Origin of the sequence: Oscillibacter sp. ER4 (genome assembly GCF_000765235.1) — a bacterium.
Classification (GTDB): domain Bacteria; phylum Bacillota; class Clostridia; order Oscillospirales; family Oscillospiraceae; genus Hominicoprocola; species Hominicoprocola fusiformis.
In genome coordinates this window covers 1-500 of sequence record NZ_JPJG01000103.1, presented here as the reverse complement: position 1 = coordinate 500, position 500 = coordinate 1, and the positions used below count along the sequence as shown (strand labels likewise).

Here is a 500-nt window from a genome sequence, read left to right as displayed (position 1 = left end):
GGTGTTGTATGCTCTAAAAGACTTCTTAATCAAGCGGTTGGGAAGTCTCTTAGAACACACAACCTAAAACCGAAGAAAGGAGCGCAAGTTATGAGAAAAAACGAGAAAATCACAGCTCTGTACGAACGACTGAGCCGTGATGACTTTGGCAAAGATGATGACCAACAGCGTGAGAGCAATTCCATTTCCAATCAAAAGGCTATGTTGGAGGAGTTCGCCGCACGGCAGGGCTTTACGAACATTGTCCATTTCACGGACGATGGCATTAGTGGTACTTGCTTTGACCGTCCCGGATTTCTGGCAATGATGAAAGAGGTTGAAGCCGGGAATGTGGAGTATCTGTGCATCAAGGACATGAGCCGCATGGGTCGTGACTATCTGAAAGTCGGTCAGATTATGGAAATCCTGCGTCAGCGTGGCGTTCGCCTTATCGCCATCAATGACGGCGTGGACAGTGCCAGAGGGGACGATGATTTTACCCCTTTCCGCAACATTATGAA

The 500-nt window shown here is 48.0% G+C and carries 1 protein-coding gene; it reads left to right on the top strand.

The window, feature by feature from the left end; all coding sequences use genetic code 11:
- Window positions 1–90 precede the first annotated feature (90 nt).
- The coding region (locus NI20_RS0112980; protein WP_033121814.1) for a recombinase family protein at window positions 91–500 on the top strand (410 nt) is incomplete at its 3' end.